Annotated in this window: 24 protein-coding genes and 2 pseudogenes; 14 read left to right on the forward strand and 12 right to left on the reverse strand. The window is 40.2% G+C overall.

Annotation, left to right across the window (positions count from 1 at the left end; all coding sequences use genetic code 11):
• Nucleotides 1–58: 58 nt before the first annotated feature.
• From NXX38_RS00080 to rpsF, 8 genes and pseudogenes are all read right to left on the reverse strand, one after another.
• Nucleotides 59–966 (reverse strand): annotated as a pseudogene (locus tag NXX38_RS00080) (sugar phosphate isomerase/epimerase family protein).
• A gap of 148 nt (nucleotides 967–1,114) precedes the next feature.
• Nucleotides 1,115–1,978 carry a DUF1080 domain-containing protein gene (locus NXX38_RS00085; protein ID WP_074559143.1) on the reverse strand — a complete coding sequence of 288 codons (864 nt, stop codon included), beginning with the start codon at nucleotides 1,976–1,978 and terminating at the stop codon, nucleotides 1,115–1,117.
• Nucleotides 1,979–2,015: 37 nt separating this feature from the next.
• Nucleotides 2,016–3,503: a Gfo/Idh/MocA family oxidoreductase gene (locus NXX38_RS00090; protein WP_074559144.1), complete on the reverse strand. Its 1,488-nt coding sequence runs from the start codon at nucleotides 3,501–3,503 to the stop codon at nucleotides 2,016–2,018.
• A gap of 12 nt (nucleotides 3,504–3,515) precedes the next feature.
• Nucleotides 3,516–4,628: a Gfo/Idh/MocA family protein gene (locus tag NXX38_RS00095; RefSeq protein ID WP_074559145.1), complete on the reverse strand. Its 1,113-nt coding sequence runs from the start codon at nucleotides 4,626–4,628 to the stop codon at nucleotides 3,516–3,518.
• Nucleotides 4,629–4,866: 238 nt separating this feature from the next.
• Complete coding sequence (locus tag NXX38_RS00100) at nucleotides 4,867–6,531, reverse strand: DUF6377 domain-containing protein (RefSeq protein WP_148365222.1); 1,665 nt, start codon at nucleotides 6,529–6,531, stop codon at nucleotides 4,867–4,869.
• 82 nt (nucleotides 6,532–6,613) lie between these two features.
• Nucleotides 6,614–7,057 (reverse strand): 50S ribosomal protein L9, encoded by a 444-nt coding sequence (rplI, locus tag NXX38_RS00105; protein WP_004299330.1) that lies wholly within the window; start codon nucleotides 7,055–7,057, stop codon nucleotides 6,614–6,616.
• Between the two features lie 14 nt (nucleotides 7,058–7,071).
• Entirely contained in the window at nucleotides 7,072–7,344 is a 273-nt protein-coding gene (gene rpsR / locus NXX38_RS00110) for a 30S ribosomal protein S18 (RefSeq protein WP_002562536.1), read from the reverse strand.
• Nucleotides 7,345–7,346: 2 nt separating this feature from the next.
• Nucleotides 7,347–7,691, reverse strand: a complete 345-nt coding sequence (gene rpsF / locus NXX38_RS00115) for a 30S ribosomal protein S6 (RefSeq protein WP_004306610.1) — start codon at nucleotides 7,689–7,691, stop codon at nucleotides 7,347–7,349.
• A 160-nt stretch (nucleotides 7,692–7,851) separates the two neighbouring features.
• Between rpsF and NXX38_RS00120 the strand changes: the two genes are divergently transcribed.
• Both NXX38_RS00120 and NXX38_RS00125 read left to right on the forward strand, forming a co-directional pair.
• The gene (locus NXX38_RS00120; RefSeq protein ID WP_004299328.1) at nucleotides 7,852–8,298 is read left to right on the forward strand and encodes a MarR family winged helix-turn-helix transcriptional regulator; all 447 of its coding nucleotides are present in this window, start codon (nucleotides 7,852–7,854) and stop codon (nucleotides 8,296–8,298) included.
• A gap of 140 nt (nucleotides 8,299–8,438) precedes the next feature.
• Nucleotides 8,439–8,615 carry a hypothetical protein gene (locus NXX38_RS00125; RefSeq protein ID WP_167511779.1) on the forward strand — a complete coding sequence of 59 codons (177 nt, stop codon included), beginning with the start codon at nucleotides 8,439–8,441 and terminating at the stop codon, nucleotides 8,613–8,615.
• Between the two features lie 78 nt (nucleotides 8,616–8,693).
• Here the strand turns inward: NXX38_RS00125 and NXX38_RS00130 are convergent, their stop codons facing one another.
• From NXX38_RS00130 to NXX38_RS00140, 3 genes are all read right to left on the reverse strand, one after another.
• Nucleotides 8,694–9,395, reverse strand: a complete 702-nt coding sequence (locus NXX38_RS00130; protein WP_004299326.1) for a response regulator transcription factor — start codon at nucleotides 9,393–9,395, stop codon at nucleotides 8,694–8,696.
• A 1-nt stretch (nucleotide 9,396) separates the two neighbouring features.
• The gene (locus NXX38_RS00135; RefSeq protein ID WP_074559146.1) at nucleotides 9,397–10,953 is read right to left on the reverse strand and encodes a sensor histidine kinase KdpD; all 1,557 of its coding nucleotides are present in this window, start codon (nucleotides 10,951–10,953) and stop codon (nucleotides 9,397–9,399) included.
• 345 nt (nucleotides 10,954–11,298) lie between these two features.
• Complete coding sequence (locus NXX38_RS00140; protein WP_258978251.1) at nucleotides 11,299–13,455, reverse strand: translation factor GTPase family protein; 2,157 nt, start codon at nucleotides 13,453–13,455, stop codon at nucleotides 11,299–11,301.
• A 385-nt stretch (nucleotides 13,456–13,840) separates the two neighbouring features.
• Here NXX38_RS00140 and hemW point away from each other — a divergent pair, with 385 nt between their 5' ends.
• The 10 genes from hemW (at nucleotide 13,841) to NXX38_RS00190 (ending at nucleotide 22,992) form a co-directional block, all read left to right on the forward strand.
• Complete coding sequence (hemW, locus tag NXX38_RS00145; RefSeq protein ID WP_258978252.1) at nucleotides 13,841–14,971, forward strand: radical SAM family heme chaperone HemW; 1,131 nt, start codon at nucleotides 13,841–13,843, stop codon at nucleotides 14,969–14,971.
• 19 nt (nucleotides 14,972–14,990) lie between these two features.
• Nucleotides 14,991–15,545, forward strand: a complete 555-nt coding sequence (locus tag NXX38_RS00150) for an RNA polymerase sigma-70 factor (RefSeq protein WP_258978254.1) — start codon at nucleotides 14,991–14,993, stop codon at nucleotides 15,543–15,545.
• Nucleotides 15,546–15,632: 87 nt separating this feature from the next.
• Complete coding sequence (locus NXX38_RS00155; protein WP_258978256.1) at nucleotides 15,633–16,067, forward strand: hypothetical protein; 435 nt, start codon at nucleotides 15,633–15,635, stop codon at nucleotides 16,065–16,067.
• A gap of 27 nt (nucleotides 16,068–16,094) precedes the next feature.
• Nucleotides 16,095–16,979: a FecR family protein gene (locus NXX38_RS00160; protein WP_258978257.1), complete on the forward strand. Its 885-nt coding sequence runs from the start codon at nucleotides 16,095–16,097 to the stop codon at nucleotides 16,977–16,979.
• Entirely contained in the window at nucleotides 16,976–19,669 is a 2,694-nt protein-coding gene (locus tag NXX38_RS00165; protein ID WP_258978259.1) for a TonB-dependent receptor, read from the forward strand. Before NXX38_RS00160 ends, NXX38_RS00165 begins: the two co-directional genes overlap by 4 nt.
• 7 nt (nucleotides 19,670–19,676) lie before the next feature.
• Nucleotides 19,677–20,684, forward strand: a complete 1,008-nt coding sequence (locus tag NXX38_RS00170; protein WP_258978261.1) for a DUF4249 domain-containing protein — start codon at nucleotides 19,677–19,679, stop codon at nucleotides 20,682–20,684.
• A 65-nt stretch (nucleotides 20,685–20,749) separates the two neighbouring features.
• Entirely contained in the window at nucleotides 20,750–21,448 is a 699-nt protein-coding gene (locus tag NXX38_RS00175; RefSeq protein ID WP_234132427.1) for a hypothetical protein, read from the forward strand.
• Nucleotides 21,449–21,450: 2 nt separating this feature from the next.
• Entirely contained in the window at nucleotides 21,451–21,738 is a 288-nt protein-coding gene (locus NXX38_RS00180; RefSeq protein WP_008650120.1) for a LysO family transporter, read from the forward strand.
• The gene (locus NXX38_RS00185) at nucleotides 21,735–22,343 is read left to right on the forward strand and encodes a lysine exporter LysO family protein (RefSeq protein WP_004326224.1); all 609 of its coding nucleotides are present in this window, start codon (nucleotides 21,735–21,737) and stop codon (nucleotides 22,341–22,343) included. Before NXX38_RS00180 ends, NXX38_RS00185 begins: the two co-directional genes overlap by 4 nt.
• A gap of 292 nt (nucleotides 22,344–22,635) precedes the next feature.
• Nucleotides 22,636–22,992, forward strand: a complete 357-nt coding sequence (locus NXX38_RS00190; RefSeq protein ID WP_004299310.1) for a hypothetical protein — start codon at nucleotides 22,636–22,638, stop codon at nucleotides 22,990–22,992.
• A 65-nt stretch (nucleotides 22,993–23,057) separates the two neighbouring features.
• On the opposite strand, the pseudogene NXX38_RS00195 reads toward NXX38_RS00190, so the two are convergent.
• Nucleotides 23,058–24,123: pseudogene (locus NXX38_RS00195) on the reverse strand (DUF2027 domain-containing protein).
• A 60-nt stretch (nucleotides 24,124–24,183) separates the two neighbouring features.
• Here NXX38_RS00195 and NXX38_RS00200 point away from each other — a divergent pair.
• Nucleotides 24,184–24,804: an RNA polymerase sigma factor gene (locus tag NXX38_RS00200; protein WP_258978266.1), complete on the forward strand. Its 621-nt coding sequence runs from the start codon at nucleotides 24,184–24,186 to the stop codon at nucleotides 24,802–24,804.
• A gap of 77 nt (nucleotides 24,805–24,881) precedes the next feature.
• Complete coding sequence (locus NXX38_RS00205; RefSeq protein WP_195649141.1) at nucleotides 24,882–25,862, forward strand: FecR family protein; 981 nt, start codon at nucleotides 24,882–24,884, stop codon at nucleotides 25,860–25,862.
• The last annotated feature ends 101 nt before the right edge of the window (nucleotides 25,863–25,963 follow it).

Below are 25,963 nucleotides of genomic sequence, written 5' to 3' on the forward strand. Positions count from 1 at the left end.
CTGCCATGCGAAAGCATGCACAGACTTTTTTTATGCCTTTATTTTAGCTATTCACACGTTATTTAGCGTATGAACTCTTCACAAAAGGAGCATTCAACAAATAATCCAAGCTTACTTCCACACTCTCTTCTACCGGCATACTATAGCCCTCGATTTCAGCAACGAGATAGTTAACACCTGCAGTTTTTGCATTCTTAAAGATAGCGTCAAAACCTACCATTCCACTTTGTCCGATCTCTCTATGATCCTTCACATGGAATATCTTGAAACGACCGGGATATTTATTAAAATAATCAACAGGACTGTTTTGTCCGCGAACTACCCAATAAAGGTCCATCTGGAAGAAGACATATTCAGGATTCGTATGTTCCAGCATATAATCATACATCACTTTATCTTCTACTTTCTGAAATTCATGAGCGTGATTATGATACCCAAACGACAGACCCTGTTGTTTACAACGCTTGCCTATCTCATTATAATATGCACAATACGTTTCTAAATCTTTGAGCGTCTTAGGTACATCCATCCACGGAGCTACAATATATTTCATACCGGCAGCTTTATGATCGGCAATACACTGATCCCACCATTCAAGTGATTTCGAATAGTCACCGGAGGCGAGTTCTTCTTTCGACAGTCCACGCGTGCAGTGTGAAGACAAGACTTTTAATCCTGCCGATTCGACATCTTTCTTAAATTGTTGAGGAGTCCGGTCATAAAATTTACCGTTATTATAATTGGCAGCTTCAACACCGGTATATCCCATGTTTGCCAATTTCTTCAGAAGAGCAGTATAAGTGGGGTCACACTTACCATCTTTATTGTCTACCTTATTCAATATATCTCTGACAGAATAGAGTTGAATAGCTACTTCTTTTTAGCTTTCTTCTTAGTTTGCGCGGTCATTGCCTGTGGAATCATGAAAAGAGTAGCCAACGCACATAAATAAATTTTTGTTTTCATATAATAGATATCAGGGAATTACAATTATTAGATTTATATAAGAAAAAATAGGCACGGATTACACGGAATTACGCGGTTGTTATATAATAACGATAGTTAAAAAACCGTGTTATCCGTGTAATCCGTGCCTTATTTCTTATTTATGCGATTAGTCCAAAACCTTCACGCGGATGTTGCGGAACCAAACATCATCACCGTGATCTTGCAAACCGATGAAACCTTCGTGATTTTCTCCTCCACAGTTATTCAGCAATTCAAATGCCAAAGGCCATTTATCTTCGCTGAACTTACTTGCCTGCAACATATCAGTCCATTGTTTTGTCCACAAATGATATTCAAGTACGTTTTCATCGTTTTGTCCGTGAACCACTGTACCTTTATAAACCATAATCTTAGCCTTGTTCCATTCGCCAAATGGTTTAGAGTTTTGAGGAACTGCCGGAATCATGTCATACAAAGAAGCTGACTGACGATTGTTATCTTTACCCAATTTAGCATCCGGATGATTGGCATTATCCAGGATCTGATATTCAGGTGCGGAAATATAAATAGGTTCAAGCACATCATTACCATCTTTGTCTTTAGAAGTAACTTCCTGAGCTAAATACAAAATACCCGAATTGCTACCTTTAGCAACCTTCCATTCCAATTCCAACTCAAAGTTTTTAAATTTATGAGCAAAGATCAAGTCACCACCATCACCGTCTTGAGCTTCACCGCCGCCAGAACCGTTGAATTTGATGCAGCCATCTTCGATTGTCCATTTAGTAGGAACACGGTCTTTTCCATAACCACGCCATCCGTTAAATGTTTCACCATCAAAGATTGTGATATAACCATTTTCGTCAACAGGCAGATTCAAACTATCAGTTTCCGGTGCTTTCAATGATTTAGAGTAAGACAACGCAACTTTTTGCTCTTCCGGAGCATTTGCTTTCTTCTGACCACCGCAAGAAGCGAAAACGCCTGCAGCAAGACAACAACAAGCTAATGGATAAAATACTTTTTTCATGATATCAACTATTTAATTTTTAATTTTTAATTTACTTTTATCTCGGCATATCAGGAAGTCTCCAACCGTCACGATAAGTATGTTTCACTAATTCAGCAGCAAACTGTTTCGCATTAATCGGATCAGTCCATGTCTTATCAAATGTCGGATGACCATCATGAATCTTGAATCCGTCTTTGATAACGGTACGGATCGTTTCGTTATCACCGATATTCGTAAAGCACATGTTAGCTCCATCCCATTCAAGAGTCTTATTCAGCGCTTGCAAACGAATAGCCAATACACCCATTGCTACCATTTCATTCATGGGTCCGGCTTCTGAGAAATCAGACTTAGTCATGATACGGTTAGATTTATTTTCTTTACATGCACGTACCCAGTCCATCTCGTGCCCACCGTTCATAGCATTAGGAACACGACGACAAACTTTTGGCGCATTTGGTTTACGACCAGAAAGCAACCAAGGATTCTGTCCATAACATCCGCAAATCAAAGTATCTTTCGTTCCGTGGAAAATAGTCAAACCACCACCACTCTGCATCAGTTGTTTTCCTTCCGGGAATCCTTTCGGACGTTCAGGCATCATACCGCCATCGTACCAATGTACTTCCACTTCAGGCATAGCTACTTTCGGCATATTTTCACGAGCAGGGAAAATCATTTTCACATGCTGTGCCTGCGGAGCACAAGCATTCAACAATAAAGTAGATGATCCTTCCACTTTGGTAGGATATTGCAATTTCAATGCTCTAAACGGCTGATGCAAAATATGGCAAGCCATATCACCTAATGCACCTGTTCCGTAATCCCACCATCCACGCCAGTTCCAAGGATGATAAATAGCATTGTAAGGATTCATTTTAGCAGGACCTGTAAACAAATCCCAATTCAATGTACTAGGAATACGGTCTACACCTTCAGGAACATTCAATCCTTGCGGCCAAATAGGACGGTCTGTTGCACATTCCACCTTAGTTATATCACCGATTTCACCATTCCAAATCCATTCGCATACCAAATCCGTACCTTCGTCTGATGAACCCTGATTACCCATCTGAGTAACAACACCTGTTGAAGCAGCTAAATTTGTCAATAAACGAGATTCATAAACAGAGTGGGTCAACGGCTTCTGACAGTACACGTGTTTTCCCATTGTCATTGCATCAGCAGTGATGATAGCATGAGTATGGTCGGCAGTTGCAATAATCACACCATCGATAGATTTACCCATTTCTTCATACATCTTACGATAGTCCCAGTATTTTTTAGCCTTGGGGAATTCGTCGAACACACCTTTTGCATACTTCCAATCCACATCACAAAGAGCCACAATATTTTCAGTGCCCTTCACGTGATTAATATTGGCATGTCCCATACCACCAATACCCACGGCTGCAAGATTCAGTTTGTCAGTAGGCGAAATATGCCCGTGGCTCATACCTAAAATAGTACTGGGAGCAATAGTAATGCCTGCTAAAGCAGCAGCCCCCGTTTTGAGAAACTTTCTCCTCGAAATGTTTGACATGATTTTATTTATTTAAGGGTTAATAATCTTTGGAAGGTTGCCATGCAACAATCCATATCCATTTTTCATGTTTCTTCTTCGCTCGCGTATTTGCTCCAGAGTGCGCAAATTACCAATAGCGGGCAAATCGTGTTTGCGTGTGTCTTTCAAGAATGTCCACGCATATTCGGATGCAATGGCCGAATCGCGCATAGACGGTAAGCGGGAATTGCGCTTTCCGGTTTCTACCGAATCAGCAAACAGGTCACACAACACGTCTATATTCTTGCCACCGAAAGGTTTCTCCACACGAATGGTCTGATTGACACCGTGCAGATCAACAACAGCGGTATTGAAATCATGCGTCATACGCACAACTCCTTTGGTACCTATAATATCCACATACGAATTATGTGTCTGGTCTTTAGATAATTGTCCATAAACAAAGCCCTGAGTAATATCGAAGACTACGCCATTTTGGAAAGTTCCGTGACATTGTACCCACCAAGGATCTTTATAATTCCACATATTCACTCCCTGCGCATTCCATGTTCTATAATCACAGCCTGCATACCAACGGGTAATATCGACGTAGTGCATTCCACAATCATGGAAAGCAGGTCCCTCGTACTCATGACCTTCGCCCGGTGCCAAACCGGGAGTCATGTGGCAAATACGGATAATAGCCAGTTCTCCGATTTCTCCCTGCTCGATATACTCTTTCATCAGATTATGATACCAGGAATTCCGCAGATACAAGTTTACCGCAGAAATGAGGTTGGTGTTTTCTGTCATCTCCACGACCTTCCACTCATTTTCCATGGTATCTGAAATAGGTTTTTCTGAAATAATGTGTTTGCCGTAGCGAATAGCTTTTTCTATTTGTTCCATCCGTGAGTCGGCCAAAGTGAAAAGACCGACTACCTGTACACTTTCATCCTCAAAAATTTTTTGATTATCTTCTACTATAAGAGATTCAGGAGATAACTTCTTAGCCAATTGACGTGATTCCGGATCAGTATCGCAAATATAAGCAATATTCCATCGCCCACTTTTTGTCATCGCTTCCCAATAGAATCTTCCCATTCTACCAAAACCGATAATTCCAACTTTAATTCTCGTGTCTACTGAAGATTGCGTGTTCATAATAAAACATAGTGAATTTAAGTACAAATAATAGATAAAGTATCAATTTTCACCATCAAGCTGATGAGTAAAAAACTGATATTGCAAATCTAGCCAAATAAATAACGGCTTATTTGACTTACACTACTTTATGTAGATAGTAAATTAACATTTTACACTATTAATCAAGCACTTAACACTTTAAGTATATCAAAAAAATGTAGATGATTTGGAAAGGAGGTCAGCAGTAAAATAACAATTATGTCTCTTGTGTTGAACTAATTTTCATAATTTCGTTCTCAAATTCATCTCTGTCGACAGCAGCTTTATTTCTCATCTTCGTACGATAATTATAAACCGTACTTGTAGAGCACCGAAGGAAGTTCGCTATCTTCCCACTATCCGTAATACCCAAACGTAATAAAGCATAAATACGAAGTTCCCTATTCAATAAAGCATCCGGCTTCAAAATAATCTTCTCTTCATCTTTCAACAAAGCATTAAAATCAGAAACAAAAGTAGGATATAAACCTAAAAAGACCTTATCAAAACGGGCATACAGTGCACTAAGCTCTTCATCAATAAGCGCAGACGACTTCAGCTTCTTAATCAACTCGTCATAGTACTTATTAATAGCTATTTTATACAGCATATTCTGATACTTTTCCATTTTGTGGATATAGCTAAAGCACACATCGAAGAATTCAGCTATATAATATTCCTTTATGCCATTAATTTCACACAATTGATTATTGGTGTCATTCAGCTGGCTGTTCATACTATTCAGTTTATTGTTCAGCCGCAGAAGTTCCTCATTACTCTGCGCCAATGCCTGCTTTATTTTCAACGTTTTCTTCATCTGAATATAGATGAAAACGACGAGCAGAATCAAAAGAAAAAGGATAATACTTGTAGAAATAAGAAAAGTAGTCAGATGCGATCTCGATTTAGCCTGTTCCGCCTGATAGGCAGTATTGATAATCGAATTGAATTTATAGATTTCGATTGCACGAAAATGAATACCGGAAGAAATTACATCATCAATAGCGGACTGTGTAAATTTAAAAGCATCGGCCAGATTCTTCTCTTCGTATTGTATCAACGCAAGAGATTGAAGAGAGGCATTTTCACGCGTTGCATTCCGGGTATCGGCAATCGCCGACAACATCAGATATTTCTTTTCCTCATCATATTTCTTCTGATGATGACACAATCTGGAATACGAATGAGTAATCATGGCATAATTAGGCGTTCCCACCTCCTCGATATCCAACAATTCCTTAAAAATTTCCTTCGATTTTAAGGTATCACGCCAGATATAATAAGAAGCTTGTGACATCCGGTAATCCCAGGAAGTATGATCTATGAGAGCAAACAGTGAATCCTGATAAGCAGATTGTTGCTTTCCATACAGATTGTTGGCAACAGAAATGGAGTAATGCCCCCAGAAACTGGAGTAAGTCTGATAATAGTCTATTAATAAATCTTTTGGAAGTTCTGACGTCTTTATACTTTTCAAAATAATCTCAGCTTCGCGGAATCTGCCACACATCGAATACAAAAGACTAAGATTTAAAGATGACTGGTTGGTGAAATAAGGTTTATTCAACTGGTGGGAAATCTCGATATTGCGATCGACATAATGAATGGCAGAATCAATATGAAACTTTTTATACTCGCTATATAACCGTAAATTGATTCTATACTCCCCTTCAAGAGTCAAACCGGGACTTTTCAACATACATTTTATCCGGTTTATTCTCTCCTCTTTCTTTTGAACATAGACATGTTTCTCATCTATCACTCTACGCAAAGAATCCGTCAATAGTTTCAACTCATCATTCGCATAAAGGACACTGCCAATTCCCAAAGCAATCAGCAGAAGCAAAAACCTCTTCTTCAGAAAACAACAGTTGAATTTCATAATAGTAATAGCAAAGATAACAAAAAAAAGCGATTCATCCATTCAGAACAAATCGCTTTTTGTATATGAAGTAAATTTGCTCTTATTCAGCAACTACTTCGAAAGGAATTTCTACCGAAACTTCCTTGTGAAGTTTAACAATAGCCTTATAGCTACCAACTTCTTTCACAGCGTCTTTTACAACGATGATCTTTCTGTCAACTTCATGACCCAGCTTAGACAATGCCTCAGCAATCTGGATGTTACCAACAGAACCGAAGATAGTACCGGTTGAGCTAACTTTAGTTGCAATAGTCAAAGAAACGCCTTCCAACTTAGCAGCCATAGCCTCAGCATCTTTCTTGATTTTCTCAAGTTTGTGAGCGCGCTGTTTCAGTTCTTCAGCCAACATTTTCTTTGCAGAAGGAGAAGCGATGACAGCTTTTCCAGTCGGGATCAGATAATTACGACCGTATCCGGATTTCACGTTTACGATATCGTTCTTATAACCCAAGTTTACTACGTCTTCTTTCAATATAATTTCCATACTTTTCCTCCTTCTTATTTCATCATGTCAGTTACATAAGGCAGCAATGCCAAGTGACGAGCTCTCTTCACAGCCTGCGCGATACGACGTTGGAACTTCAAAGAAGTACCTGTAATACGACGCGGAAGGATTTTTCCTTGTTCATTCAAGAATTTCTTCAAGAATTCAGGATCTTTGTAGTCGATATACCTAATACCACTCTTTTTGAAACGGCAGTATTTTTTCTTCTTAACATCTACTGACGGCGGAGTCAAATATCTGATTTCTGATTGAACTTGTTGTGCCATGATTAATCCTCCTTTTTGTTTGATTTAACACTTCTTCTTTTTGCAGCGTATTCAGCAGCATACTTATCCATCTTGAAAGTCAAGAAACGGATTACGCGTTCATCACGACGGAAATTAAGTTCCAGCTTGTCAATTACAGTAGGATCTGCATTGAACTCAATCAGTTGGTAAAAACCTGTAGACTTCTTCTGAATTGGGTAAGCCAATTTCTTCAGTCCCCAGTTTTCTTCATTGATAATCTCAGCACCTTCAGCTTGAAGAACGCCTTTGAATTTTTCTACCGCTTCCTTCATCTGAACGTCAGACAAAACGGGAGTTAAAATGAAAACGGTTTCGTATTGATTCATACTTCGTTTAATTAAATAAATAAATTATTTGATTTTAAATGCGGGTGCAAAGTTAGACATTTTATTTTGAACTACAAATATTTAATCTTTTTTTGTATCCGAAGATAGGATTTATCCGGGAAGTGACTTACCTTTGCAAAGTTGTTTAAACAATAATTTCATGATAGAGCAATTTAATTTCGATATCCGGCTTATATTCGCCATACTAAATGGCAAAGTTTCCGCGGCAATCAACCGGAAACTGTACCGTAACTTCCGTCAGAACGGACTGGAAATCAGTCCGGAACAATGGACGGTACTCATTTTTCTGTGGGAAAAAGACGGTGTTACACAACAAGAGTTGTGTAATGCAACTTTTAAAGACAAACCCAGCATGACCCGTTTGATAGACAATATGGAACGGCAGCATCTCGTTGTGCGCATTTCCGATAAAAAAGACCGCCGTACCAATTTAATCCACCTGACTAAAGACGGAAAAGAACTGGAAGAAAAAGCACGCGTTATTGCCGGCCAGACTCTGAAAGAGGCTCTTCATGGCATCACTCTCGACGAATTGAGCATTGGTCAGGAGGTACTGAAAAAGGTATTCTATAATACGAAAGATTAAGCAGAAGAACAGAACTTAAAATCATAAAATCCACTAAATCGTGCATTTATAATGGAATTTTTATCCAAATAATTTCGCCCGTTAAAGAATTATGCTTTAATTTGTGACTGGAATATTATAATCTATTAAAATACACACGCATGAAAGGCTTATTAAAGAACTTAGGATTGATATTAATCTTGGCCGGAGTAGTCATCCTGTTGGCTTGTTCCTTTACAGGAAATGTAAACAACAACGCCATCCTGGGTACTTCAGTAGTACTTGTAGTACTGGGACTCATTTCTTATATTATTATTAATAAGAAAATCGCAGATTAATTTCGCAGAAATCAATAAAAAATCCCGGAAACGAATGTTTCCGGGATTTTTTATTTGTAGTCATCTCAAATGCGATTATTAAGATTCAACTTCCGGGGTAATCAGCTTATAGCCTTTTCCGTGGATATTGATAATCTCGATAGAATCATCTTCTTTCAGATGCTTACGCAGTTTCGTGATATACACGTCCATACTACGGGCATTGAAATAGTTATCGTCGATCCAGATTGTTTTCAAAGCAAAGTCACGTTGCAAAATCTCATTTGCATGTGCACAAAGCAATCCGAGCAGTTCAGATTCTTTGGTAGTCAGTTTAGTCTGTTTGCCTTCTGACGACAGAATTTGTTTCTGTGTATCGAAAGTAAACTTACCAATCTTATAGATATTGCTTTCTTTGTTCTTCTTTCCACGAACACGTCTCAAGATTGCTTCAATTCTGAACGTCAATTCTTCCATACTAAACGGTTTAGTGATATAATCATCCGCACCGATTTTAAATCCTTCCAGGATATCTTCTTTCAGCGTTTTAGCAGTCAGGAAGATAATAGGTATTTCAGCATTTGCTGCACGGACATCCTGTGCCAGTGTGAAGCCATCTTTTTTAGGCATCATTACGTCGAACACGCACAAGTCATATTTATTCTTCAAGAAAGCCTTATAACCGGCTTCTCCATCAGGATATAACTCAGCAGAATAACCTTTTGCCTGTAGATATTCTCTTAAAAGCATGCCAAGATTTTCGTCATCCTCGCATAATAAAATACGCAGTTTCTCGTCCATATCAATTATTTTTTAATAAAGGTAATGCAATAATAAATTTAGTTCCCACGTTCAGGTCACTTTCCGCCCGGATGGTTCCCTTATGATCCAATATAATCTTCCTCACATAAGCCAATCCCAGTCCAAAGCCCTTCACATCGTGCAGATTACCCGTATGTACACGATAGAACTTTTCAAATATTTTTTTCAGGTTCTCCTTCTTGATACCAATACCGTTATCCTGTATCGAAATCATCAGCTTACCCGACTCATTCCACGTTCTCACTTTCAGCTCCAGATCCTCTTCCGGTTTCTTGTATTTCACCGCGTTATCCATCAGATTAAAGATTACATTTGTAATATGCATCTCATCTGCAAATATAACAGGATCGGTAGCCTCAAGGTTCGATGTTATCTTACCATTATATCGTTCCACTTTCAGAGCAAAGGTATTGACAACACCTGCAATCAATTCATTCGCATCGATCTCCTTCATCTTCAAAGTTGCCTTCTGACGTTCGAACATCGACATCTGGAGCACCTTTTCCACCTGGAAGCGCAAGCGCTTGGTTTCATCATTAATCACTCCCGATATATGTTGGAACATCTGCGGTGATTTTCCTACCGCGGGATCTTTCAACATCTGTGCTGCCAATGAAATGGTAGATATCGGTGTTTTAAATTCGTGCGTCATATTATTGATAAAGTCATTCTTCATTTCCGTCAGTTTCTTTTGCCGGAATACGATATAAATCGTAAAGATGAATGTCACTAACAATACCAGCGTAAATATCAGCGACGGAATCATGAAACTGATTGAGTCAAAGATATAATCTTTCTTACCCGGAAAGTGCACTTTCAATATGCTCATTTTCGCAGGCGGATCATTCTTGAACAATGCCTGCTGATAAGCGTCTTCACTTCCCTTTGCGTCATAATCCGCACAACGATAGACCTCCCTACCGTCTTTGTCAATCACCGTAAAGTGATAAGGCAAGTCTATACTATTATTATATAAGCTCGATTTCAGATAGTCATCCAGTTCTTTGAACCGTACTCTGTCTCCAATCGATTTGTCACTCCCCCGATAAATCATCTGCCAGGCCACTTCATCGAGTAACGCCCGTTGATACATATACCGGTTCTTGATGGCTTCCACTAATGAACGCGAAGTTTCCGGAATGGTCTTTGTTCCCCTGTAAGGAGAAATCATTGCCTTTGGAAGCTCGGAGGGCTTAGTGGTCATCACTTTCAGCTCAAAATCCGAATATACCTTTCCATCCTTAGACTTCACCGTGAACCGTTGCGTTTGCTGAATCAAGTTGTCTTGTTGTATGGAAGCGTTATTCGCAATCAGTGCTTTTCTTTCCGCTTCTGAAATATCTTCGATCAACCAACGTCTAGTCTCTGCATATTCCACATCCTTGGAAACCTGATCCAGGCTATTGCGTACAGCCGAATCAAACTGTTCCTTACGGGTTTTCATCATTTCCTCGATATAACTAACCTGCAAATACAGCAGACTAAGGAAGGAAAGCCCCATTACAATACCTAATATCCAAATTGTTGACTTCTTCATAGCAACAAAATTAACACTCCCTAATTAACACTCCTAATGCATTAACTTGATTTAACCGGAACTTCCCGGAAATTAACCGTAAGGAGCTATTTAGGTTGTATTCTGATTACTACAACAATAAAAGCCCTCCTTTGGTTTGCAAATTTAATAAAAAATTAAATCTTTTCCTTGCGTTTTTCCATCTTTATTAATCATAGTTAAACAAAAACTGTCCCCTTTTACTTAAAAAAGGGAACAGTTTTAACGTTTAAGTTGATAGTCTATAAGCAACAGATAGTAAATAACGAATATGATAATAAGTTTTCCATCAACTATCACATATCATCTATCAACTATCATTTATCTTTATTCTTCAATTTGTTTAGCTTCAAAATCCTTCATCAACTTATCCTGAACATCTGTCGGAACAAGCTCATAACTAGAGAACTTCATAATAAACGAAGCACGTCCGCCGGTGAGTGAGCTAAGAGCAGTAGAGTAAGAAGACATTTCTTTCAAAGGTACTTTAGCAACCAGTTTCTCAAAACCTTTTTCGCTACTCATACCCATAATCATGGCACGACGTCCCTGAAGATCTCCCATTACATCTCCCATCCTATCAGACGGAACAAACACTTCTACATCATAAATCGGTTCCAGAATTTTCGGACCGGCATTCTTGAAGGCTTCACTAAAGGCATTACGTCCGGCAAGCATAAAGGAGATTTCATTAGAATCTACCGGATGCATCTTACCATCGTAAACAATGACACGCACGTCACGAGCATACGAACCCGTCAACGGACCTTGCTCCATACGAGACATAATACCTTTCATAATAGCAGGCAGGAAGCGTGCATCGATAGAACCACCGACAATACTGTTGATAAACACCAGTTTACCACCCCATTCCAATGGTATCTCTTCCGTACCTCTCACGGTAATCTTAAATTCCTGTCCATTGAACTTATACGTATCGGGCACAGGCATACCTTCTTTATAAGGTTCTACAATCAGGTGAACTTCACCAAACTGACCGGCACCACCGGATTGTTTCTTATGACGATAGTCAGCGCGAGCGGCTTTTGTAATCGTTTCACGATACGGAATCTTCGGTTCTTCGTACTTCACCGGAAGTTTTTCGTTGTTTTCCAAACGCCATTTCAATGTACGAAGATGGAATTCTCCCTGTCCGTGTACCAAAGTCTGCTTCAACTCCTTTGACTGTTCGATCACCCAGGTAGGATCTTCTTCACGCATACGGTTCAGAATACTCATCATCTTTTCCACATCCGCTTCATTCACCGGCTTGATGGCACGAGTATATTTAGAATTCGGATATTTGATAAAGTTGAATTTATAGTCGCAATCCTTACCGTTCAGTGTATTACCGGTTTTCACATCTTTCAGTTTCACAGCAGCACCGATATCACCTGCTTGCAGCTCTTCCACCTTGACGCGGTTACCACCGGCTACCACATAAATTTGCGCAATACGTTCCTTCGAACCACGGTCGGCATTCAGCAAGTCGTCTCCTTCATGAACTTTACCGCTCATTACCTTAAAATAGGAAACTTCACCGATATGCGGCTCCACGCTGGTCTTGAAGAAATAAAGAGATTCCGGTCCGTTACTATCCGGAGCCACCTCTTTACCTTCGGTATTCTGCACCTTCGGCATTTCAGAAACAAAAGGAACAACGTTACCCAAGAATTCCATCAAGCGGCGAACGCCCATATCCTTACCTCCACAAACGCAAAATACAGGGAACATACCTCTGGCGACCAATCCCTTACGGATACCTTCGCGCATTTCATCTTCTGTAAGAGAATCTTGTTCAAAAAATTTCTCCATCAGATTTTCATCATTCTCGGCAGCAGCTTCTACCAATGCTTTGTGCATCCCCATAGCCTTATCCATTTCTTCTGCCGGAATATCTTCGATGGTCGGAGCCCCTCCTTCGGGTTTCCACGAATATTTCTTCATCAACAGCACGTCGATCAGCGCATTAAAGCCCGGACCGGTAGCTATTGGATATTGAATAGGAACAACCTTAGAGCCATAAGCCTCTTTCAACTGTTCGAGGATATTATCATAATCGCATTTTTCATTATCAAGCTGGTTGACTAGAAAAATAACAGGTTTATTCAGCTTTTCTGTATAACGGAAGTGATTTTGCGTACCGACTTCGACGCCGTATTGGCCATTAAGAAGAATGATTGCTGTGTCGGTCACATTTAGTGCAGTTACTGTACTGCCTACGAAGTCGTCCGATCCCGGACAGTCAATAATATTAAGTTTTTTATTATTCCATTCTACATGGAGAACGGTGGAGAAAACGGAGTAACCATACTCTTGTTCAACAGGGAAATAATCGCTAACAGTATTCTTTGCAGCAACAGATCCGCGACGTTTTATAACACCACTCTCGAAAAGCATCGCTTCCACGAGAGTGGTTTTCCCAGAGCCAGAACTTCCCAACAAGGCAATGTTCTTGATTTCATTAGTCTGATATACTTTCATAATATATAAGATTTTAGTAATTACTCAGTATGTTTCTCACATACCATTAATTTTGTGATGCGCAAATTAGGGATTAATTGGGGGAAAAGCAACACTTATGACGGTGTTACTAAACAATGTTATGTAACACATCTTTAACATAAACATTTTTTGCTCGCTCATAATTTAATTTCTATACGAACCACCATTCAATAGTATATATGCATATAATATTTAGACTGCACAAACGGATTGTTCAGCACCCGGGTCTCAGGCATACCGACACCCGGGTGTCAGACAACTTATCTATGCAACGCCTCATAAGAATGATTTCAGTCAATAAGATTTTTTGTTATATCTGATAATAATCTTACTTTTACAGCCACTAAACTCAAACGGCACAACTATGGCAGGTATCTATCTTCATATTCCTTTTTGTAAAACACGGTGCATCTACTGCGATTTCTACTCAACCACCCGTAGCGAGCTCAAAACCCGTTATGTACGAGCACTTTGCCAGGAGTTAGCCATGCGGAAAGACTACCTGAAAAGAGAAGATATAGAAACCGTTTATTTCGGTGGCGGAACCCCGTCTCAATTGGAAAAAGAAGATTTCGAACAGATATTTGATACGATCCGGACACATTACGGATTAAGCCATTGGCAGGAAATCACATTGGAAGCCAATCCCGACGATCTGACAAGTGAATATCTGAAAATGCTTTCTTCGCTCCCTTTCAATCGCATCAGCATGGGAATACAGACTTTTGACGATCCCACTCTCAAACTATTGAAACGTCGTCACAATGCCCGTACAGCTATCGAAGCTGTTCACAGATGTCGGGAAGCCGGTTTTCAAAATATAAGCATCGATCTCATCTACGGATTACCGGGAGAAACCAAAGAACGATGGGAGAATGATCTTCGTCAGGCTGTCAGTCTGAACGTGGAGCACATTTCCGCTTATCATCTGATTTACGAGGAAGATACACCTATATATAATATGTTAAAACAGCATCAGATATCGGAGGTGGACGAAGATTCCAGTTTAGATTTTTTCACGTTACTGATAGAGCATCTGCAGAAAGCGGGATTTGAACATTATGAAATTTCGAATTTCTGCCGTCCGGACAAGTACTCCCGCCACAACAGTTCTTACTGGAAAGGAATACCTTATCTGGGGTGCGGACCGTCGGCACATTCTTTTGACGGGATGACACGGGAATGGAATGTTTCTTCCATCGATACATATATAAAAGGTATAGAGGAAGACAGCCGTGCTTTTGAAATAGAGTATCTGGACCAGACGACCCGCTACAATGAATTTATAATCACTACCATACGTACAGTATGGGGAACACCTATAGAAAAGCTAAAACAGATGTTCGGCAATGAGATGTGGGAGTATTGCCAGAGAATGGCTGCGCCTTATCTGAAAAATGGGAAACTGGAAGAACACGACGGAGCCTTACGCTTGACTCGTGAAGGTATTTTCATCTCCGACAGTATAATGAGTGATTTACTTTGGGTAGATTAACAAAACAAACGGCAAGCCGATGACCGAATCAGAAGTTAGAAAGTTATTGCGGCAAATGAAAGAACTGGATTCGCAAACTGCTTTCCGGAACTTTTACAATATGACTTACAACCGCCTCTTCCGCATTGCCTACTACTATGTGAAACAGGAAGAATGGTCGCAGGAAATCGTTCTCGACGTATTTCTGAAACTATGGAAACAACGTAGCAATCTACTTGATGTGAGAAACATCGAAGATTATTGTTTCATTCTCGTCAAGAATGCTTCGCTCAATTATCTGGAAAAAGAATTAAAACACACTTACATTCATCCCGATTCTCTGCCGGAGCCACAGGAACAGAGCTATTCGCCGGAAGAATCACTCATCAGTGAAGAATTGTTTGCTCTTTACGTAAAAGCACTCGACCGGCTTCCGGAGCGTTGCAGGGAAGTATTCATTCGCATCCGTGAAGAAAAACAGAGTTACGCACAGGTAGCGGAGGAATTAGGTATCAGCACGAATACAGTGGACGCACAACTTCAGAAAGCAATCACACGACTCAAAGAGATGATTAGCCGGGCAGAAATAGATTAACAATTATTTAGAAAAGGAGCGTAGGGAGTTTCTGTCAACCTCCGGTCTTTATCAACAAATAAATCAATCACCTAAAAGACAGAAAAAATGAAAAAGCTAAATGACGCAATCATTAGAATCCTTGCCTTTCTATCAGTTTGTCTGTACCTGTTTTCATGCAACAATGATAACGACAATTTCCCGAAGGACTATGCAGGATTCGAACATTCGAAGGAAACAATAGAATGTGAAAGCGGTAAATCCGAATGTGAGTTGAAAATTAAAATTGTTGCAACGGAAAAAACGAAAGAAGACCGGACGGTAATACTTGCTACGCCCACTCTTTTAGCAGGACAAGCGGCAGTCGTACAGCTGACAGAAAAAAAAGTAATCATCAAAGCGGGTAAGAAGTCGGCTACGACTATTCTAAAAATCTATCCTAAACAGATGATATTGAAGAAGCAGAATATCACTTTATCCTGTACTCCCCAATGGAAAGAAGGCGGAATCAGTAAGTTGACCATTCTGTTGATACGAAAATAACAGATCAAGAGTAATACAGAAAAAACTATGAAATTTACCGATACGGAATTAGAAGAAATACTGTACAAGCTCGTCGCTTCCACGCGTTCACCGCGAGGACGGTTTTCAGCAACAGCCAGTTACCCGAAACTGGAGAAAAGACTGAAGTCACATACCCGGCGTCTGATGCTAATACGTACCTTCTCGGCAGCAGCGGCAGCAGCTCTACTTTGCCTATCGACGTGGACAGCCTATTTATATATACAACCAACCACCATACAAACGATTTCCACCTTGGCAGAGACACGCACGGTCTGTCTTCCCGATGGCAGTACAGTGACACTCAACCATTATTCTTCACTTTCTTATCCGGAAAAGTTTAAATCGGACAAGCGGGAAGTGGAACTCAATGGAGAGGCTTATTTTGAAGTAAGCAAGAAGAAAGAACATCCGTTTATCGTGCAGACTGAAACAATCGACGTTCAGGTATTGGGAACCCATTTCAATGTAGATGCATATCCTGACAATCCGGATGTAAAGACAACGTTATTGTCCGGCTCGGTAGCAGTCAGCAATAAAAGCAAGTCTGTTCGTATGATTTTGAAGCCTAACGAGATTGCTATATATAATAAGGTGGAAGAAAAACTCACTCGCAAAGTTCTAGCAAATGCAGAAGACGAAATTTCCTGGCGACAGGGAGAATTTATATTCGATGATCTGCCTTTGCAGGAAATTGCCCGCGAACTGTCCAACTCATTCGGAACGACTATCCATATAGCCGACACAACTTTGCAAAATTACCGGATCACAGCACGATTCCGCAATGGAGAAGATCTGGAGACTATTTTATCTGTATTACATAACGCCGGTTATTTCAACTACTCATTAAACAATAAACAGATTATTATTACTACTAAACCAGACTTAAAATGAAAACTATTCACCAAGGCCACCTGCCTGTCAGAACCATTGTTCTGATAGGTATGGTGTTCTTTATCACCGCCCAGGTACACGCACAAAACGCAAATGCCCGGCTTACATTAACACTACGAAATGTGACATTGAAGGAATTCACCAAAATAATTGAAAACTCAACCGGTTATTCCTTTATATACAGCGAAGAAATCAATATCAAACATAGAATCAACCTGAAAGTTAAAGAAAAGCCCCTGCACGAGATACTTGATATTGTATTCAAGGATGAAACAATCAGTTACCAGTTCTCCGACCGCTATATCCTGCTACAAAAAAAGAAAAAAACTAAAAACGTAAGCCGCAAGTTTACCATCAGCGGATATGTCACTGACGGAACGTCCTCCGAGACGTTGATTGGAACAAATATCTTTGAGAGTCATCAGAATCAGGGAACTACCACCAATCCTTACGGTTTTTACAGCATCACTCTACCTGAAGGAGAGACCAGCCTGCATTTTTCCTATTTAGGCTATGCCACAGAAGTTTGTCAGTTCATTCTCTCGCAGGATACATTGATGAATATACGTATGCAAGGAAATACGCAATTGCAGGAAGTTGTTGTTGTCTCGGACCGAGCGGAAGCAGGAGCCATGGCTACACAGATGGGGTCTATTGAAATCCCTATAACACAAATTAAAAGTACTCCGAGCATACTGGGAGAAGCTGATGTCATGAAAGCTATCCAGCTCATACCTGGCGTACAGGCAGGTGTAGACGGTTCTGCGGGATTGTATATACGTGGCGGTAGTCCCGACCAAAACCTAATCTTGCTGGATGGAGTTCCGGTATACAATGTAGATCACATGTTCGGATTCTTCTCGGTTTTTACTCCCGAAGCAGTCAAGAAAGTGATGCTATTCAAAAGTTCTTTTCCGGCACGCTTTGGCGGTCGGCTTTCTTCGGTAATCGATGTCCGTACTAATGATGGAGATATGCAAAAGTACCACGGTATGCTTAGTATCGGATTATTGACCAGCAAGTTCAATCTGGAAGGTCCTATTGTGAAGGGGAAAACATCCTTTAATATCTCTGCCCGACGCTCCTATCTTGATTTACTTGCCAAACCATTCATGCCCGACGACGAAAAATACAGCTATTATTTTTATGACGTGAATGCCAAAATCAACCATAAGTTTTCCGACCGTAGCCGTCTCTTCTTAAGCATATACAATGGTAAAGACCACTTCGCCACTAAATTTGACGAAAACACCGACAATGAAGACGGTTCTAAAATGAACTGGGGAAACACCATTGCCTCTGCCCGGTGGAACTATATATTCAACAACCGACTGTTCAGCAACACAACAGTCGCCTTCAACAATTACGAGCTTGGCATCCATTCATACATGACCAATCAATTCTTCGGATCAACCGAAAATAAAGTCAACAGATATTCCGCTGACTACCGTTCCGGCATTCAAGACTGGAGCTATAAGATAGACTTCGATTTCAACCCCAGCCCTATCCATCGCATAAAGTTCGGCACAGAATATATATACCATATCTTCCGCCCGGAAGTCATGACATCCAAAATTTCAGATCATACCAGCAAACAGGTCGGACAGGAGAAAACATACTACAGCATAAATAACAGCCCTCTATACGCACATGAAATATCAGCTTATGCGGAAGATAATTTCAGACTCAACACACGTTTCCGGCTGAATATGGGCGCCCATCTTTCTTTATTTCATGTACAGAATAAAAGCTACTTCTCCTTTCAGCCACGCATATCCGCCCGTTATCAGTTAGTGAAGGATATTGCCCTGAAAACATCTTATACTCAAATGAGCCAGTACGTACATCTGCTTTCATCCATGCCCATCAGTATGCCGACTGATTTATGGGTCCCTGTAACCCAAAAAATCAAACCTATGCAATCCCACCAGTTTTCCCTAGGCGGATATTATACGGGAATCAAAGGCTGGGAATTTTCGGCAGAAGGGTATTATAAGGCTATGCGCAATGTGCTGGAATACAAAGACGGAGTCAGTTTCTTCGGCACTTCGGCAGGCTGGGAAAACAAAGTGGAGATGGGAAAAGGGCGTTCGATGGGCATTGAACTTATGGCACAAAAGACTGTCGGCAAGACTACAGGATGGCTATCCTATACCCTTTCTAAAAGTGACCGCCAATTCGCCAAAGGCGGCATTAACAACGGAGAACGGTTTCCGTACAAGTACGACCGCCGTCACAGCATTAACCTGACGGTCAACCACCAGTTCAACGACCGCATCGACATCGGGGTTTCCTGGGCGTTCTACACAGGGGGAACAAGTACTATTCCCGAAGAAAAAACAGCAATTATCCGTCCTAACGACGGTATAAACAACGGTTCGGGCGGAGGATGGATAATCCCTTACGAACCCAGCTTTACCAATACATCTCCCACTATCGGAGAAACTAACTACGTGGAGCACCGGAACAACTTTCGCCTACCTGCAAGCCACCGGCTCAATATCGGCATCAATTTCAATAAAAAAACCAAGCATGGGATACGAACTTGGAATATCAGTCTATACAATGTGTATAACGCGATGAATCCGGCATGGATTTACCGAGCTCACAATGAACAAGGAAAAGGTGTCATCAAGAAATATACATTATTACCTATAATACCCTCGTTTACTTATACTTATAAATTCTAAACCGACAATGAAAACTTTTATACATTATTTATCCGTACTGATTGCAGCATTAATAATCGTTTCGTGTGAGAATGAGCTTCCTTTCAGCATCAAGGACAATCCGCCCAAATTAGTAATGAATGCACTGATTAATGCTGAAAGCCAGGCAAATCTTCTTTTCCTCAACTTCACAGGAAAGGACGCTACAACTCATATCCAAAATGCAACGATAGAGGTACGCGTCAACGGACAACTGACAGAAAGCCTGCGTCCCCTTCCACCGAAACAGGAAGGAGATCCGCAATGCCGCTTCAACATTACAAGCAAATTTACTCCCGGTGACGTGGTACGTATTGATGCACTTACTGATGACGGGAAATATCATGCGTGGGCAGAAGTGACGGTTCCTCAACGTCCTGCCGAAATAGAAAACATCGACACTCTTACCGTTCCAATGTTGGAGTATGGTCACATAAGAAAATATCTTCGTTACCGGATAACCCTCAAAGACCGTCCCAATGAAACTAATTATTATCGCATTGTGGTGGACAAACAAACTACTTTACGAAAATATAATTATGAAGAAGAGGGAAAAGGCGAGTACATCTTTTGGACAAAGCACAGTTACTCATTCATCGGACGCGAAGACATTGTACTGACAGACGGGCAACCGTCTACCGGACAAGACGAGGATAACGGATTATTTGACACGGCAAGGAATATCTATGGGGTATTCGATGACTCCCGGTTTAAAAACACATCTTATACAATGACAGTATATAATAGTACACACGTCGAAACTGCCAGCGAAGAGGGATTTTTTCATCAAATGGACATCATTATCCACTTAAGAAGCATCACGGAAGTAGAATATTATTATCTGAAAGCGCTTAACCTTGTGGACTCTGACATTTATGACGAGACAATCGATGAACCAATCAAATATCCCAGCAATGTACATGGAGGAACCGGAATGATAGGAATCTCAACAGAGGTCAGCAAAAAAATTGAAATAGAAACACCACAACGATGGTAACCAATCGTATATTATGCATATTTGTCTTACTCCCACTGTTCTGTTCCTGCCGAAGCAGCCGGAGTATGCTAAGAGAGATACAAGCCTTAAAATCCAGCTTGTATTACGAGCTCACTTCTCCTATCTATCAGGAGAAAGCAGACCAAACCGTATATCTGGACTTCATCGACTATTCCAACATGGATTATTACACGAGCGTGAAACGAAAAAAGTCTGCGTATATACCGTTACTGTTATATAACTACGAAGGTGAGCTTTTCCATCTCCGGTTAGGAGAGTCTTCGCTCACCCAACTCTATCGGGAATTTCTGACGGAGGCACTGCTTACCGAATGTAACAGTAGCACCTGCTACCATCTGATAGATAATCAGAAAGGGAAAATAATTCCCGATTCCGCCTATCGGCTGGAAGTAAAAATCAGAAAGAATGAGACGTATGGCAGAATCAAACTCAACCAGTCAAGCATCCCTTGGTTTGAGGGAGAAATGTTGGAGGTTGTCAATAACAAAATTCGCCCGGCAACTTCCAGTCTTGCCATTTCTATCCGCCTCACTCAAAAGGAAGATTGTCTGCTTGACAAAACCTACTCTACAGAATATCAGCAAACTACAAAAGCGCAAAGATTCGAAGATTCACCGTCCGCCAATGCCGCTTGCCTGGATGATATGACCGAATGTTTGTCAATGGCTACGAAAGAAATCGTGGAGGAGATTAGTCGGGATATACATTTAATACTATCTTTGCAGCCAAAAAGCAGGCACTAACTATGTTTATCATTATTGGAATTATGCTGACAGGGATGCTTCTTGGCTACTTGTTACGCAGTAAAAGACTATCATGGATACACAAGATAATTACTCTTCTTATATGGATTCTCCTCTTTCTTCTCGGAATAGATGTAGGAGGTAACGAATCTATTATCAAAGGTTTGCATACTCTCGGACTGGAAGCTATTATCATCACTGTAGCTGCCGTTGCAGGAAGTACGTTATGTGCCTGGGGATTATGGTATCTATTATATAGATGGAATAGAGGAAAGGAGACAAAAGCATGAAAGGTAGTTTGATTATCGTCTCTTTCTTCATTATCGGTACTCTTTGTGGAGTTTATCATCTCATTCCATACGACTTCACCGACAGCAAGCTCAGTTACTATGCCCTCTGCGGACTCATGTTCTGCGTAGGTATCAGTATTGGTAACGATCCGAATACCCTGAAGAGTTTTCGCTCCCTGAATCCGCGGCTTGTATTCCTTCCCATCATGACGATCATTGGCACATTAGCAGGCTGCGCCGTAGCAGGAGCCTTTATGAGCCAACGAGGCCCTTTAGACTGTATGGCAGTCGGAGCCGGATTTGGCTATTATTCACTTTCCAGCATTTTCATTACTGAATACAAGGGGCCCGAATTGGGAACTATTGCATTACTTTCCAATATCATGCGTGAAATCATCGCTTTGCTGTGTGCGCCATTATTAGTGAAGTATTTCGGAAAGCTAGCCCCTATTTCTGTTGGTGGAGCCACTACAATGGATACCACTCTTCCTATTATTACCCGATATTCGGGAAAAGAATTTGTAATCATTTCCATTTTCCATGGTTTTGTTGTTGATTTCAGTGTTCCTTTCCTAGTCACGTTCCTTTGCTCAATATCATTTTAACAGGAATAAATCCTAAAAAGCAGATTATTTCCACTATCGTTTTCGCACACGTATTACAAATATGTTTCATAAAGAACCGTTTTTGTATCAAAAAGCATATCATCTCTTGACTTACATCAAGAAATGAGGCTAAATAGAATCTTTTCCTTTTCTTTATTTTTATGCTATAAAACATATTCTTATATTTGCATAGGTAAAAAGAAAAAACTAAGCGCTTAGACTAATTTTCAATAGGTATTAGATTTGTTTTTAGGAATAGTTTTTAGGTATAACAATTAAAAAAGTAGGTATTATGAAACGTTTAGGATTAACATTAGTGGCAGCGCTCTGCCTTGCTGCTACAACATTTGCAGCCGGAAATCAACCTACAACTGCAAAATGGGAAGGTAACATCAATGTTAGTAAATTAGGTAAATATTTGAACTTGAATTCAGTTCAGAGTGAAGAGGTTGCAAACATCTGCGATTATTTCTCCGAACAGATGTCAAGAGCCACAACAGCAAAGAAAGATAAAGAAGCTAAATTGCGTAACGCTGTTTATGGTAACTTGAAGCTGATGAGAAAGACTCTTAGTGCTGAACAGTATGCCAAGTATGCTGCATTGATGAACATCACTTTACAGAATAAAGGTATTGAACTGAATAAGTAAAATGAGTAATATGCAAAAGAGAGAGAGGGTGGAAGCCAGTTTGGGCTTCCACTTTTTTTATTCTATTATTTAATAGTCACCATAGTAGCTCCAAACCCATATTCCTGGAAAGAAGCATCCTGATAACGGCAATTACTATATTTCCGTTTCAATTCATCAAGAACGGCTTTCCGAAGTACACCATCCCCTTTGCCGTGAATAAAGACAATCTTCTGCTCACGCTTGTTCTTATAAACCTCCATCACTTCGCGAAATTTATCCAATTGATAGTTCAGTATTTCAGCATTACCCATTCCTTGAGTATCATCTAGTAAAGAGTCGATATGAAGATCTATTTCGACAATCTCACTCTTTCCACCATGAGCATGGTTCGGTTTCACAATAGGTTGTGATCTGGGTTTATCTACAGACTTCTTCTGCAGCAAAGCCTCTTGAAGTTCTTCTGCCGAAACATATACTTGTTTAGTAGGCATATCATCTTTCACAATGTCATAAATCAACGCCGGTTCTTCGAAGAAATCAGAATCGCTAAAGGTATGAAGTTTATAGGAACTTCACGGTATCAATCCGTATTTCCACACTGACAGCCGGTTTGATAGCTGCAGGCTTACCGTCCTTGAAAGCGATCAACTGAACGGCCACCCGCTCCATATCATTCAGTACATCTTTTGTGAACTCCTCCAGCAACAATTTGGTATTGGGTTCCACCAACCCGTGCGAACGGTTCTTCCAGGCTTTTCCTTCTGCACTCAAATAAGTGTAATACAAATAATAATTGCTATCATTTACCAAATAAGTCTCGAAAGGAGTAGTCATCATAGCCTTTGCATCTTCAGGCACATAAGCCAGAAATACATTCAGCGTATCTCCTCCCTTCACTTCCGGCTGGCGTTGAATGACGGGCATCTCCGGTTTTACCGGTTTAGCAGTTCCCTCTTGTTTTGGAGCAGAAGAAGTCGGTTTACGCTTCAAATTATAGTCATCCGTTTCAATCACGACACACTCACGTATCGGCATCGGAATATCAAATCCATCTGCATCTTCCACCAACACAAAATCCTTTCCTTGGAATCCAGTGACGATTCCACCGCCTACCTCACTAAGAAAGCGTACTTTATCTCCTATTTTCATTGTTGTATATCCAATTAAAATTCAAACTCAAAAAAACGAGTAACAAAGATAGAGATTTCTATGAAATATTTCAGTAACTTTGTCTCAAGAATACGGAATGTAATCGATATGAAGATTGAAAAGCACATAGAAGGATTACGGTGTGGCTCTTATAATGACTTCAAAGTTATATATAATAGGTATGCCGGTAATTTATACGGATTTGTTTTCGGATTGACCCGTTCTCACGAGTTATCCAAAGACATTGTTCAGGATACTTTTATCAAAATATGGACTAACCGGGAAAGCATTGATCCCACCCAATCTTTCAAATCTTATTTATTTAAAATTTCCCATAATCTAATTATAGACGAGTTCCGCAAACGTCTCAACAATCCCATCTTTGAAAGTTATCTGGATTATTCCGACAACCTACCAATCAGCAATCCTTTTTCAGTCGAACAGAAACTAGACTATGATCTGTTTGTAGAACGGCTGAATAAAGCAAAAGAAAAACTGACGAGTCGTCAAAAAGAAATTTTTGAATTAAGCAAAGAGATGGGAATGACTTCCCCACAAATATCCGAGAAGCTAAATATCAGTGAACAGACCATTTACAACCAACTTTCAGCTGCAATCCGCATTCTAAGAAAAGAAGTGGGCAGTGCTTTTCTTCTTCTTTTCACCATTTTTTTTGAATAATACCGAAAAAAAACACTTTCCCATAGTAGACTTTTTAGTTCCTCCCGTATTAACTTATAGAACAACAAAGTCATTACATGGAAAAGCATATAAATAATCTATTAAATAAGTTCATCAATGAGAATATCACTCCGGATGAACGAAAGGTACTGAAAAATTCTGTTACAGAGTTATCAGATGAAGAATTAAAGCAGGCAATGTCCGACGTATGGGAGCAATATGAAACAAAAGCTACCTCACCTGTAGCATTTGAGCAAATAGCAAGAAAACTTTCCATTAAATCCCAATCATCCATGAGGCATACCTTATTATTTATAGCAAAAGTGGCGGCAGTCATTGCAATCCCTTTACTTATAGGTATACAAATCCACTTATATATAACCAACGATAAACTGAATAAATTTATCGATCAACAGCTAGCCATCCAAGTAGAAAGCGGAGAAAAAGCAGCAATCACTCTCCCTGACGGTACGAAAGTATATCTGAATGCAGCCACCTCCCTTTCCTATCCCAGCGACTTCGGATTATACCAAAGAGATATATACCTGACGGGAGAAGCCTATCTGGAAGTAGCTAAAGATGCAGAAAAACCTTTCCATGTACATACTGATGACGTGGAAATTGAAGTATTGGGTACAAAGTTCAATGTCAACTCATATCCGGATCAGGACGAAGTAGAAACAACCTTGATAGAAGGAGCAGTAAAACTGACTACCAAAAATAACAGTCAGCATCCTATCATTATGAAACCTAGTCAGAAAGTTATTTATTCAAAGAAGAATCACCAGCTATCCTCCCGGCAAACTACCGGGCACTTCGAAACAGCCTGGACACGGGGAGAACTAGTTTTCCGCTCTGCCAAATTCTCTGATATCATAGAAAAGTTGAAAAAACGCTATGGAGTCGAAATTCAGATAACCGGAGACAAATATAATACCGACCTCTTTACCGGTAGCTTTAAAGAAGAATATATTCATGGAGTATTGCGACTCTTACAAATGCACTATCAATTTACCTACACAGAGAAAAATGGTAAAATCCTGATAAGAATGAAGTAATCACTTAAAAAAAAACAGATATGAAAGAGAGAGCACCCTAACAAAATTGGAACCGAAAGGTTGGCAGACCCTCCGGTTCCATAGTCAATACAAACTTGCAA

It is taken from the genome of Bacteroides sp. BFG-637, assembly GCF_024793605.1.
GTDB classification, from domain to species: Bacteria; Bacteroidota; Bacteroidia; order Bacteroidales; family Bacteroidaceae; genus Bacteroides; species Bacteroides vicugnae.

What these genes read in the sequence shown, in the direction of transcription:
- NXX38_RS00085 (WP_074559143.1), bottom strand. Translation starts at nt 1,978, where the DNA reads ATGAAAAAAGTATTTTATCCATTAGCTTGTTGTTGTCTTGCTGCAGGC.
- NXX38_RS00090 (WP_074559144.1), bottom strand. Translation starts at nt 3,503, where the DNA reads ATGTCAAACATTTCGAGGAGAAAGTTTCTCAAAACGGGGGCTGCTGCT.
- NXX38_RS00095 (WP_074559145.1), bottom strand. Translation starts at nt 4,628, where the DNA reads ATGAACACGCAATCTTCAGTAGACACGAGAATTAAAGTTGGAATTATC.
- NXX38_RS00100 (WP_148365222.1), bottom strand. Translation starts at nt 6,531, where the DNA reads ATGAAATTCAACTGTTGTTTTCTGAAGAAGAGGTTTTTGCTTCTGCTG.
- rplI (WP_004299330.1), bottom strand. Translation starts at nt 7,057, where the DNA reads ATGGAAATTATATTGAAAGAAGACGTAGTAAACTTGGGTTATAAGAAC.
- rpsR (WP_002562536.1), bottom strand. Translation starts at nt 7,344, where the DNA reads ATGGCACAACAAGTTCAATCAGAAATCAGATATTTGACTCCGCCGTCA.
- rpsF (WP_004306610.1), bottom strand. Translation starts at nt 7,691, where the DNA reads ATGAATCAATACGAAACCGTTTTCATTTTAACTCCCGTTTTGTCTGAC.
- NXX38_RS00120 (WP_004299328.1), top strand. Translation starts at nt 7,852, where the DNA reads ATGATAGAGCAATTTAATTTCGATATCCGGCTTATATTCGCCATACTA.
- NXX38_RS00125 (WP_167511779.1), top strand. Translation starts at nt 8,439, where the DNA reads ATGAAAGGCTTATTAAAGAACTTAGGATTGATATTAATCTTGGCCGGA.
- NXX38_RS00130 (WP_004299326.1), bottom strand. Translation starts at nt 9,395, where the DNA reads ATGGACGAGAAACTGCGTATTTTATTATGCGAGGATGACGAAAATCTT.
- NXX38_RS00135 (WP_074559146.1), bottom strand. Translation starts at nt 10,953, where the DNA reads ATGAAGAAGTCAACAATTTGGATATTAGGTATTGTAATGGGGCTTTCC.
- NXX38_RS00140 (WP_258978251.1), bottom strand. Translation starts at nt 13,455, where the DNA reads ATGAAAGTATATCAGACTAATGAAATCAAGAACATTGCCTTGTTGGGA.
- hemW (WP_258978252.1), top strand. Translation starts at nt 13,841, where the DNA reads ATGGCAGGTATCTATCTTCATATTCCTTTTTGTAAAACACGGTGCATC.
- NXX38_RS00150 (WP_258978254.1), top strand. Translation starts at nt 14,991, where the DNA reads ATGACCGAATCAGAAGTTAGAAAGTTATTGCGGCAAATGAAAGAACTG.
- NXX38_RS00155 (WP_258978256.1), top strand. Translation starts at nt 15,633, where the DNA reads ATGAAAAAGCTAAATGACGCAATCATTAGAATCCTTGCCTTTCTATCA.
- NXX38_RS00160 (WP_258978257.1), top strand. Translation starts at nt 16,095, where the DNA reads ATGAAATTTACCGATACGGAATTAGAAGAAATACTGTACAAGCTCGTC.
- NXX38_RS00165 (WP_258978259.1), top strand. Translation starts at nt 16,976, where the DNA reads ATGAAAACTATTCACCAAGGCCACCTGCCTGTCAGAACCATTGTTCTG.
- NXX38_RS00170 (WP_258978261.1), top strand. Translation starts at nt 19,677, where the DNA reads ATGAAAACTTTTATACATTATTTATCCGTACTGATTGCAGCATTAATA.
- NXX38_RS00175 (WP_234132427.1), top strand. Translation starts at nt 20,750, where the DNA reads ATGCTAAGAGAGATACAAGCCTTAAAATCCAGCTTGTATTACGAGCTC.
- NXX38_RS00180 (WP_008650120.1), top strand. Translation starts at nt 21,451, where the DNA reads ATGTTTATCATTATTGGAATTATGCTGACAGGGATGCTTCTTGGCTAC.
- NXX38_RS00185 (WP_004326224.1), top strand. Translation starts at nt 21,735, where the DNA reads ATGAAAGGTAGTTTGATTATCGTCTCTTTCTTCATTATCGGTACTCTT.
- NXX38_RS00190 (WP_004299310.1), top strand. Translation starts at nt 22,636, where the DNA reads ATGAAACGTTTAGGATTAACATTAGTGGCAGCGCTCTGCCTTGCTGCT.
- NXX38_RS00200 (WP_258978266.1), top strand. Translation starts at nt 24,184, where the DNA reads ATGAAATATTTCAGTAACTTTGTCTCAAGAATACGGAATGTAATCGAT.
- NXX38_RS00205 (WP_195649141.1), top strand. Translation starts at nt 24,882, where the DNA reads ATGGAAAAGCATATAAATAATCTATTAAATAAGTTCATCAATGAGAAT.